The 10,445-nt window shown below is 70.8% G+C and carries 11 protein-coding genes; all 11 read right to left on the reverse strand.

The features are described 5' to 3' along the window. The coding region (locus tag ETD96_RS32845) for a CgeB family protein (RefSeq protein ID WP_138640373.1) at window positions 1–917 on the reverse strand (917 nt) is incomplete at its 3' end. Further along, window positions 914–2,644: a carbamoyltransferase family protein gene (locus ETD96_RS32850; protein WP_138640374.1), complete on the reverse strand. Its 1,731-nt coding sequence runs from the start codon at window positions 2,642–2,644 to the stop codon at window positions 914–916. The genes ETD96_RS32845 and ETD96_RS32850, both read right to left, overlap by 4 nt. Then, window positions 2,641–3,621: a thymidylate synthase gene (locus tag ETD96_RS32855; RefSeq protein WP_205719564.1), complete on the reverse strand. Its 981-nt coding sequence runs from the start codon at window positions 3,619–3,621 to the stop codon at window positions 2,641–2,643. Before ETD96_RS32855 ends, ETD96_RS32850 begins: the two co-directional genes overlap by 4 nt. 44 nt (window positions 3,622–3,665) lie before the next feature. Beyond that, window positions 3,666–4,688 carry an NAD-dependent epimerase/dehydratase family protein gene (locus ETD96_RS32860; protein ID WP_138640376.1) on the reverse strand — a complete coding sequence of 341 codons (1,023 nt, stop codon included), beginning with the start codon at window positions 4,686–4,688 and terminating at the stop codon, window positions 3,666–3,668. 294 nt (window positions 4,689–4,982) lie between these two features. Beyond that, the gene (locus tag ETD96_RS32865; RefSeq protein WP_138640377.1) at window positions 4,983–5,918 is read right to left on the reverse strand and encodes an endonuclease/exonuclease/phosphatase family protein; all 936 of its coding nucleotides are present in this window, start codon (window positions 5,916–5,918) and stop codon (window positions 4,983–4,985) included. A gap of 44 nt (window positions 5,919–5,962) precedes the next feature. Then, window positions 5,963–6,856 (reverse strand): M48 family metalloprotease, encoded by an 894-nt coding sequence (locus tag ETD96_RS32870; protein WP_138640378.1) that lies wholly within the window; start codon window positions 6,854–6,856, stop codon window positions 5,963–5,965. A 163-nt stretch (window positions 6,857–7,019) separates the two neighbouring features. Then, on the reverse strand, window positions 7,020–8,252 hold the full coding sequence (locus ETD96_RS32875; RefSeq protein WP_138640379.1) for an acyl-CoA dehydrogenase family protein: 1,233 nt from the start codon (window positions 8,250–8,252) through the stop codon (window positions 7,020–7,022). A gap of 64 nt (window positions 8,253–8,316) precedes the next feature. After that, on the reverse strand, window positions 8,317–8,910 hold the full coding sequence (locus ETD96_RS32880; RefSeq protein WP_138640380.1) for a GAF domain-containing protein: 594 nt from the start codon (window positions 8,908–8,910) through the stop codon (window positions 8,317–8,319). Then, entirely contained in the window at window positions 8,907–9,548 is a 642-nt protein-coding gene (locus ETD96_RS32885; protein WP_138640381.1) for a GTP-binding protein, read from the reverse strand. The genes ETD96_RS32880 and ETD96_RS32885 overlap by 4 nt, the downstream gene beginning before the upstream one ends. Then, window positions 9,538–9,930, reverse strand: coding sequence for a DUF742 domain-containing protein (locus ETD96_RS32890; protein WP_138640382.1), 393 nt, complete (start codon window positions 9,928–9,930; stop codon window positions 9,538–9,540). The genes ETD96_RS32885 and ETD96_RS32890 overlap by 11 nt, the downstream gene beginning before the upstream one ends. 2 nt (window positions 9,931–9,932) lie before the next feature. Further along, the gene (locus ETD96_RS32895; protein ID WP_138640383.1) at window positions 9,933–10,379 is read right to left on the reverse strand and encodes a roadblock/LC7 domain-containing protein; all 447 of its coding nucleotides are present in this window, start codon (window positions 10,377–10,379) and stop codon (window positions 9,933–9,935) included. Window positions 10,380–10,445: the final 66 nt, after the last annotated feature.

Consider the following 10,445-nt stretch of genomic DNA (forward strand, 5'->3'; position numbering starts at 1 on the left):
TCCACGAGACAGGTGGTGGCCAGGCCGCTGATGAGCTCGGTGGCCTCCTGGCCGCTGGAGGCGATCAGAGGGGTGGGGACGAGGCGGTGCGCGGACCGGAACTCGGCCGGGCACACGGGCAGGCATCCGGCCAGGACGGCCTCGAACAGGCGTTGGGTCATCTGCCCGGAGGCAAGGTGCCGGTCGGGGAGCAGCATGATCGTGGTCAGTGATGTCCCGTACAGCTCGATGACCTGGCTGAAGGGGACACGGCCGATGAAGCGGACGTGTGGCCAGCGGGCGGTGTCGGTCCATTTCCCAGCGACCAGGTGATCGGGTTGGGCGGCTGCGGCAGGTGCGAAGTAGCGCTCGAAGCAGTCGTCGCGGCCGTACTGGTTACCGACGTAGGTGAGCCTCCACCGGCGTTCGCGCGCCGTAAGGGCCGCCGGGTCGGCGGTGTCCAGGGCGGTGTCGGCGACGGGGAACAGCAGCGGCACCGCGCCCGGCGACGGGTGCAGCGCCGCCTCGCATACCGTCACGTTCTGCATCGCCCGCAACGGGTCGTCGGAGCGGAACTGCCGGTCCTTGTCCCACACGATCGTCGGCAGGCCCTGGCCGGTATAGAACTCCAGCAGTTCGGCCTGCCGGTGCAGGTCGCAGGTGTGGCCGCTGGTTCGGCACGGGGTGGTGTTGCGGCGGTCGATCGGCCATCGCCATTCCAGCATCAGCGTGTCGATCTCTGGGAACCCGCCGGGTTCCCAGATGTAGGGCAGGCCGGTGCCGGCTTCGGCGCGGTCCCGGTCGGCCTGCAGGAACACGATCTGATGGCCTGCCCCGATGAGGGCGTCGATGAGGGTGCGGCGGTGGGAGCGTCCCCCGTCGGGGGTGTCGATGATCCCGTCGCCGAGGAATCCCCAGAAGCTGTACCCGATCCTCACCCTGCCTCCCGCGCGTGCTTGGTGTACCAGTGGCCGTCCAGCAGCAGGCCGTCCAGCCCGGACTCGGTGAGGCAGTCCAGGGCCATGTCCGCGGTCCCGCAGATCGGCTTGCCCTTGATGTTCAGCGAGGTGTTGATCAGGACGGGGACGCCGGTGCGGGCGGCGAACGCGGACAAGATCGCGGCCAGCAGCGGGTTGCGTTCACAGGTGACGGTCTGGACGCGGGCCAGGCCGTTGCGGTGGAACACCGCCGGGAGGTCGGAGCGGCCTCGCGGGGTGCCGGGCACGGCGATCGACATGAACGGCGATGACGCCCCGCCGAGGTCGAAGAACTCGTGTGCGCGGTCGGCCAGCACGACGGGGGCGAACGGCCGGAACGGCTCCCGGAACTTGATGTCGTGGTTGAGTCGATCGATGACGTCGGGCAGCAGCGGGGAGGCCAGGATCGACCGGTTTCCCAGCGCGCGCGGCCCGGCCTCGACCGGCCCGGCGCACACCCCGACGATCTGCCCGGCGGCGAGCGCGGCGGCGACCCGCGTGGCGGGCTCAGCCACCCGCACGCCGCTCGCCTCGCCGCGGGGCCTGGCGGCGCCGCCGACATCGTAGGGGGTGGGGCCGAGGTAGCAGGCGCCCTGCACCCCGGCGGGGACGCCTTCGCCACGGTCGGCCAGGACCGCCAGGGCGGCGCCGAGCGCGGTCCCCGAGTCACCGGGAGCAGGCGGGACGTACACCTCCTCGAACGCGCCGTGCGCGAGGATCTTGCCGATCGCCACACAGTTCATGGCCACGCCGCCGCCGACGCACAGCCGCGTCGAGCCGGTGACGTGACGGGCGGTCAGGGCGAGCCACGTCATGACCTCCTCAGTGCGTCGCTGCAGCGCCGCCGCCAAGTCCATGTGCACCTGGGTGATCTCCTCGCCGTGCGCGCGGGGCGGGCAGGTGGCGGCGACGAACTCCGGCGAGACACGACCCCACCGGCTGGAGATGACGCGGAGCGGGAACAGGCGCGGATCAAGGGAGAACCCGCCGGAGGTGAGGGTGATCGCCCGCTGGAACAGGTCGGCGAACCGGGCGGGGTCACCGAGCGCGGCCAGCGCCATCACCGTTCCTTCCTCGTCGGCTTTACGCCAGCCCAGATGCCGGGTGACCGCTCCGTAGGCGTAACCGAGACTCGCCGGGTCACCGAACTCCCGGACGGTCTGCCAGGACGGGACGCCACGCCGGTCCAGGCGACCGCGGGCGATGGTGGTGGTCTGAGTCTCGCCGAGGCTGTCGACCACCAGTACCGCGGCCTCGTCGAAGCCGGAGGAGGCGAACGCGGTCAGGCCGTGCGCGCGGTGGTGCAGGACCTGGTGGATGGCGGCGGCGGGGAACCGGCCGCGAAGCAACTCCAAGCGGCCCCGTTCACTGCCCGCCACGGTACGGAAGGAGCGGGCGCGCGGGATCGCCCGGCGGGCCGTGGCCGGGTGTAGCAGGTGGACGAGCGCGGCGGGCGCAGCCTTGCGGTACAGGTCGTGCTGGAAGTGCAGGGCGACAGCCGCGATGTCGCCGGGACCAAGACCCGCCTCGCGCAGCAGCCAGTCGATCCCGCGCCCGGGGTAGGACTTGTCGTGCTTGACGCCCGACAGGCGTTCCTCTTCGACCAGGCCGATGAGCTTGCCGCCGGCGATCAGCGCAGCGGACGAGTCGTGAGTGAAGGAGCACAGACCCAGTACCGGCCCGTTCATGAGGCGGCCTTCGCGGCGGACCGGCCGACGGCCCGGTGATACCAGCGGGTCAGCGCCGCCGCCATCACCCATGGCCCGCCAGCTCGACTGCGTGCGGCGTCGCGGTCACCGCGCCGCCACAGCCGGAAGGAGGCCATCACGTCCGCCAAGTCGTCCCACGCCGGATCACCCACCCGCTCCCCGGCGATCACCTGGGCAACCCAGGCGTCGAAGCCCTCCCAGGGGACGGCCAGCGCCCCCATGGGCCGGGTGGCCGGGTCGGTGGCCTGGCCCGCGGTCGCCGCGACCTGCCGGGCGGCGTTGAACTCCGGGGCGTACAGGTGCAGGGAGTCGACCTGGTGCTGCCACCGGCCGGCTCGCGCTCCGACCCACCCGGCCATCAACTCCAGCAGGACCGTCGCGGCGAACATGTCATAGGGCAGGCCCCGCCACACATCCTGGCTGCGCATCGACGTCACCATGTGCAAGACGCCCTCCCTCAGGTAGAAGCGGTGGCCCAGCGTGCAGGGGATGTCGCGTTCGTCGGCCAGGTCCCGGGCCGGGTCGAAGATCGTCAGAACGGCGCGGCGGGTATCGGGATCGTCCAGCAGCAGCCGCCGGACCTGGTCGAACTGGTCGATCCCGGCCCAGGCCCGCAGGCGGGGACCGTAGGCGCCGTGCGGCGGGCCATCCCCGACGTAGGCGGCAAGCGAACCGTTGAACTCATGGATCCACGCCTCACCGGAGCCGGACAGGATCCACAGGGTCTCGGCGACTGCGAACGCCGGGTTGATGACGCGGTGCGGCGGCAGGTCGACCAGCCGGGCCCGGGGGGCGGTCAGCCACAGCGACGAGCCGAGCACCTCCCGGGTCGGCAGCCCTCGCGGCGCGGCCGCCCGTCCCTCGGCCAGGACTCGCGCGCACGCCTGCGCGCACAATTCGTTCGCCGACCCGTACAGCCGCGCGGACGAGCTGGTGAGCTGTTCGGATTCGATCACGGGAACCGCCTCTTGGGTTGGGGTGGCCGGGGTCTGTCCGGGGGTCATGCCGGGAGCGGCCGTGGCCGGGCCGTCTGGGTGCACAGATGCGGCCACAACGACTCCAACCCCTCGCGCAGCCCGACCGCGGGGGTGAACCCCAGCACCCGGCGGGCGCGGGCGAGATCGGCGCGGACCCCGGCGGCATCGCCCGGCCGGTCCCCGGCGGGCTCCCACACCACCGGACGGCCGACGATCTGCCCGACCAGGTCACCGACCTGCCGCAGTGACGCGGTGTCGGCGCCCGCGATGTTCACCGTCTCGGCGTGGCCCGCCTCCAACGGCAGGTCGATCGCGCTCAGCACTCCGGCGACCAGATCATCGACGTGGGTCCAGGAGTGCGCGGTGTTCCCATCGCCGAACAGCGGCATCGGGGCGCCGGTGACCGCCGACCGGAACATCCGGGGCACCACCATGTCGGGGTTGCTGCGCGGCCCGAACGCGGTGAAGAACCGCAACGCCACCGCGCTCATCCGCGACCCCGGCCGACGGGCGAACGCGGCGGCCAGCCGTTCGGTCGCCAGCTTTGTGACCCCATACGGCGACGTCGGCTCGGCCGGTACCTCCTCGCGCGCCAGCCCGTCGGTCGGCCCGTAGACGTGCGCTGAGGACGCCACCACCACGCGCGGCACCTCCGCGGCCCGGCAGGCGTCCAGCAGACGGTGCGAGCCGAGCAGCGACGCCGTCTGATCTGCGAACCCGGTACCCCAGGAGGCCGCCACGTCGGTGGGAGCCGCCAGATGCACCACCGCGTCCGCCGCCGCCAGCCGGGCCGCGACCGCGTGGTCACCGGCATCGGCCGACAACAACTCGAATCCGGGCCTGCCGCACAAGTCGTTGATGAACGGGGCCGTCCGAGGGTCACGACCGGCCTCAACCCAGTCGACCCCCAGGACGCTGACCTCCGGGCGGGCAAGCAGCGCCTCGGCCAGATGGGAGCCGACGAAGCCCTGGACGCCGGTCACCACAACCAGCCGGGTGCCAGGGCGCGGGTGGGACGTCGTGTCGCGGATGTGATCGGTGGTCATGGTGTCTGTCCCTCTTTCTGCTGGGGGTGAGTCCTGCCGACGGATGGTTGCGGCGGTGATGCACTCTCGGTGGATTTGTCAGATATCTGGGCCGCGTGTCCGTTCCGGCCGGAGACTCCCGCCACCCGTTGCCCCCCGAACTGGGCGAGGAAAGTGGGGCCAGCGACGACAGCCGGAGGGTGTTCGGCCACGGCGCCGTCCGCCGGCTGTCCGGCCAATCCGTGCGCGCGGCCCTCGTGCGCCTGCCCACCGGGTATCTGGTCCCTTTTCGCTCGTGGGCGGACCCCACGCGGGCTAGATGTCGACCGTCACGCTGATGCGTTTGTGGTCGGAACCGGGGCTGTCGGGGTCGCAGAAGTCGTGGACCCGGTACGAGCCGGGCACGTAGGCGTCACGAAGCGGGTCGTTGAGGAGGATGCCGTCGATGACCAGGCACTGGCGGCCGTTGGGCCGCTCGATCTGTGTGGGGGTGAAGTTCTGGGCGAGTTCGGCGGCGTGGTGGAAGCCGACGCCGCCCTCCCGCTGCTGGGTGTCGGGGTTCCACCATCCGACCAGGGCGTCCAGGGCGCGAGTGTCGTAGATGTGCGGGCCGGCCTGCCGGGCGCCGCCTTGGAACTGGACGCGGTAGTTGATCGCCCGCGGGTTGTGCAGGCCAGGCTTATTCATGTCCGTGGGCTCGAAGTGGGGGCCTGAGGGGACTGTGTTCCAATCACCGAGGAGCGCGCACGGGATGGCCGGGTCGGCGAGCCGGTCGAACCGCCGGTTGTCGGCGAGGCGGGTGTCGCCGGAGTAGATGTCGCCATGCGTGGCGGCGATCCGGATGGGGTCGGTGCGGCCGGGCAGCGTGAACAGCATCAGGTTGCGGTTGCGGGCCGCGAAGTCGGGCAGCCGGTGGGAGTAGAACCGGCGGACCACGACCTTTTGCGGGTTGACGTAGATGACGGGGGCGAACATGCCCCATTCGCGGGGCAGCGAGCACGGGTGCGGGACGTAGGCAGGCCCGCCCGCGTCCCGCAGCGCGGCGGCGGCCTCGAACGCGCCTTCCATCCCGTTGAGTTCGTACCGGTCGCCCTCACCGATCACGGCTATGTCGGGCCAGTCGCCGTCGTGGAACATCCCGGTGACCTTGCTGTAGTCGTAGGGGCCGCCGTCGCCGGAGTAGGCGGAGTAGCCGGCGTCGGTCCGGCCGCCGTGCTCGATGTTGACGTAGCTGAGCCGCAGTTTGGTCATCGTGCGGGCCCTTTCATATCGAGGTCTTCATACGCGTTTGTGGGTTAAGGAAGAGGGCGGTGGGCGATGCGGTCGGCCAGGGCCGCGCGCAGTGTGATCGGCGGATGCGTCGGCGCCAGCACCGCCATGACGGCGCCGGTGAGCCGGGACAGGCCAGCGCGGGTGGGGCGGGCGGCGCGCAGCATCGTCCAGAAGGCGCGGGCGGCGTCGGGGCCAGTGGTGCGGGCGGCGATGTCGGCCGCGAGTTCGTTGACCCAGCTCAGCAGCATGGTCGCCACCCACACGACTGGTGCGACGACGACCAGGACATGCCAGGGAAGGACCAGGCCCATCCCCAGCCAGCCCGCCAAGGTGACCACCTGCAGCGCGCCGTAGACCAGCAGCCAGGGGCGGCGGACGTGGTTGACCTCGTGTGCCAGGACGTAGGCCAGCGCAGCGGCCTCGTCCAGGAGCCGGTCGCCGACCAGGATGACCGGGTGCCGCCGGTTGGGCAGCACCGCGGCGTTGACGCGCATGCGGGCGCAGTCGCAGCCGGTCTTGTCGAGGGTGCAGTCGTGCTTGGGCAGCTGGTCGGGGGAGTACAGGTGGACGCGGTCGGCGAAGGGCAACCGCCGGCGGACCTGGTCTTGGGCGCGGGCCAGAGCGGCGCGGGCATCCGGGTGCAGGCCGAAGGTGAGTTCCTGCTCGTAGGTGTCGGCGGTGGCCCAGTCCACGTCCCGCAGCGGGTCGACGCGGAACGCCACCCAGAGAGCCCAGACGGACCAGCCGGCGATCAGGGCGGCCAGGGCGCCGGTCACCGTCGAGGCCCAGGTCGGGGACAGACCGGCTCGGGCCGCAGCGCCCAGGCCGATGCCGACGGTCAAAAGCAGGATGGGGACGATCAAGATCCGGCGCTTGCTGGCCTTGTGGCCGTCCTTGGCGACGTACTTGGCGTGCATCGCATCAGCGAAGTCGCCCCGCAACGGCGGGATCTTTGCTGGTGCGGTGGGAGAGGTTGTCTTCACTTCTCGTCTTTTTCTGTCGATTGTGGTGGTCGGGGGAAGGCGAGTGGGTGTCCTCCCCGCCCCGCGCCAGGACGGGGAGGACGGTCTCAACGGGCGGTTATGCCGCGGGCTCGTGGAGTTTGGGTTGGGGGTTCAGAGCGGTCAGGCGCGCGAACCGGACTGACCATTGAGGGCCGTGCTCGATACCGAGGGCGGTCTCGGCCAGACGGAGGAGCTGGATGTCGCCGGTTCCGGCGGGGGCGTAGATGCAGGCGGCATCGCGGTAGTACCGCTGTGCCTCCCGGCCGCTGCGCAGCCCGGCGGCTGCGTGGATCTCCATCGCGGTGCGGGCCGAGTCCATCGCCGCCTCGACGTTGCCGTACTTGGCGCTCATCAGCTCCCCGTCACAGGGTTCGCCGTGGTCGAGCAGGTGCACCGCGTGGTAGGCGGCCACTCGCGCGGTGAGGAGTCGGTGCTGCATCAGCCCGAGTTTGTGCTTGATGGTGGGCAGGTCGGCCAGCGGGGCGCCGTAGCGGACCCGGGTGGTCACGAACTCGACGGTCGAGTCCACGATGGCCTGATGGATGCCGAGAGACACTGCGGTCAGGTTCGGTCGGCCGTACAGGACCGATGAGCTGTAGGCGACGTCAAGGCCGTCGCCTTCCTCGCCGAGCCGGTCGCAGATCGGAACTCGGACGTCCTCGAATACGATGTCGCCGAAGCTGAATCCGTGCAGGCCCATCGCGGGCTGGTGCGGGATGAGCCGGACGCCGGACAGGTCCGCCCTCACCAGGAACGCCGACAGGCTCTTGGAGGGCCGGGTGTCGGCATCGCCGGTGCGGACGATGACGCCGTGCACGTCGGCAACGTGGCTGTTGCCGACGTACTGTTTGCGGCCGTTGAGGATGTAGTGGTCGCCGTCGCGGCGGGCGGTGGCCCGCATCCCCAGCACATGCCCGCCCGAGCCTTCTTCGGTGGTGGCGATGGTGGGCAGGCAGGCGCCGGCCGCGATCGGCGGCAGCCATCGCTGCTTCTGCTGCTCGGTGCCGAAATGCAGGATCTTGGCGACGCCGAGCTGGGACGCCTGCGCGATCGCGCCCGCCGCCCCGCTCACCCGGGCCAATTCCTCGATCACGATGGTCTTGGCGAGGTGCCCGGCGCCCATACCGCCGTATTCGCCGGGGATGGTCACCCCGATCCATCCCTGCCGGGCGATGCGGGTGGGCAGGACGTGGTCGAAGGCGGCGGAGGATTCCATCTCAGCAACCCGGGGTGCGACGTCTCCTTCGGCGAAGGCGCGGACGTCCTTGCGCAGGTCCCGGTGGTCGTCAATCTCGAACACGGACACCATCCCTTTCCACTTGGCCCACTGCCGGATGGTCGGATCCGGCAGACGTCATCGCCGCGGACTGGTCTCAGCCGCTTGTGTCGCCGGAGCTGTGGCGGCCGCGAGTGTCGGCTCGCTGCGCGAGCGCGTCCATGAGTGCGTCGCGGTGACGCTTGATCAGTGCGAGCGAGGTGTGGCCGGTGTCCCTGGGAAGCGGGTCGGTGCCGATGACGCACACGGTGCCCAGCACGGTCCCGGTGGGCTCGTGGATGAGCGGTGCGCCGGCGTAGGTGCGGACCCCCAGCTTGTCGACCACCGGGTTGGATGCGAAATGCGGGTTGGCGCAGACGTCGGACAGGATCAGCGCCTTGGTGCGGTCGAGCAATTCAGGACAGAACCCGTGATCGGGCCGCATGGTTCGGTCCACCGCGCGCATGCCTGGAGGGTTGTGCAGCCCGACGAACGTCTGCTCCTGCTCGGTGAACAGGTTCACCATCGCGTACAGGTTCTGACCGTGTTCGCCGAGCTCGGCGGCGAAGGTGCTGGAGATCTGGGCGGCGAACCGGTCGAACTGGGCGTCCGGGGCCGCGCCGAGGCCGAGTTCGGCGAGCAGTTTCATGCGCTGCCCGGCGGTGTCGTGCCAGGTGGGGATGGACATACCGGCGTCGGCGTCATATCTCATGTAGAAGCTCCCTGGGCGATGGGCTGGTGCGGCTGCTCAGGTAGGGGCGGGTGGGCGAGTGCGTGGTCGACCAGGGCCAGCAGCACGGTGATGGCCGAGCGCGTGTCGCGGGCATCGCAGCGCACGATCGGCACGTGGCCGGCGATGTCGAGGGCGTGGCGGACCTCGGCGGCTGTGTAGTGGTGCGGGGCATCGGCGAACTCGTTGATCGCGACCACGAACGGAATGCCGCGCTGCTCGAAGTAGCCGACCGGGCCGAAGCTGTCGGGCAGCCGGCGGGTGTCGACCAACACCGCGGCGCCGACCGCCCCGTAGGTGAGGTCGTCCCAGGTGAACCAGTAGCGGTCCTGGCCGGGTGTGCCGAACAGGTACAGCACCATCTGTTGCTGGTCGAAGGTGAGGCGGCCGAAGTCCAGCGCGACGGTGGTGGTGGTCTTGTCCTCCACGCCGACCAGGGAGTCGACGCCGTCGCTGACCACGGTGAGCTGCTCCTCGGTGGTCAGCGGGTCGATCTCACTGACCGCGCCGATCATCGTGGTCTTGCCGACCCCGAACCCGCCACTGATGATGATCTTCACCGTTAAGGGCGTGGGATTGCGTCTGCCGGGTCCGGCGGTCTCCGTACGGTCAGGCGACATGCGACAGCCTCGTTTCCAGGCCGGACCGCAGAGCCTCCAACAGCTGCAAGTGGTCGGCGCCTGGGCCGTGCAGGGCCATGACCAGGGCACCGCGGTCGATCAGATCGGACAGGACGATCTTGGTGGCCTGGACGGGGAGCCTGAGGCGGGCGGCGATCTCGGCGACCGGACATGGCCGCTCCCGGCACAGCTCGACTGCTCGGGCCGACTCGGGACCGAGCCCGTGGACGGGTACGGCGTCGGCGGCCTCCAGCAGGGTCACCAGCCGCATTGAGTGCTGCGGGCGGGTCCGGCCGCCGGTGATCGCGTAGGGGCGCACCTGTTCGGCGTCGCAGGTCTCCCACGCCTGGTCCCACTCCGGTGCGCCAGCCGGGTCGGGCATGGTCACCGGTTCCCGTCGGTGCGGTGGCCGCCGCGGGTCGGGGTGGTCATGTGCTCGGCCACGCTCTTGACCAGGAGGGCTATTTCGTAGCCGACCCTGCCGACGTCGGCGTCTGGCTCGGCCAGGACACCGAGTACACAGCCGACCAGGCCAGACTCGGCACCGGACTTGAGGCTGGGCCCCGCCGCGGCGGCGAAATCGGCGCTCACAACGAACACCAGGAAGCCGGCGTCCTCGATCACGACCTGCCGGAAACCTCCGTCCGGGGCTCCGATGAGGGTGCTGGCGGACCGGGCCAGGGAGTGCAGGCTGGACATCCACGCGGCAGCCCGGTCGGCCCCAGCGGTGTCCAAGCCCGACACCGCCATCTTCAGCCCGTCTCGCGACACCAGCACGGCGTGGGTCACACCGGCGACCCGGCCGGTGAACTCCTGCAGAAGCCAGTTCAAGCCGTCCCCCGCAGGAACCGATGGTGCCTGGGGCGATGCGGCCGCAGTTGCTGCGGGGGGTGGGGG

It is taken from the genome of Actinomadura geliboluensis, assembly GCF_005889745.1.
Lineage (GTDB): Bacteria > Actinomycetota > Actinomycetes > Streptosporangiales > Streptosporangiaceae > Spirillospora > Spirillospora geliboluensis.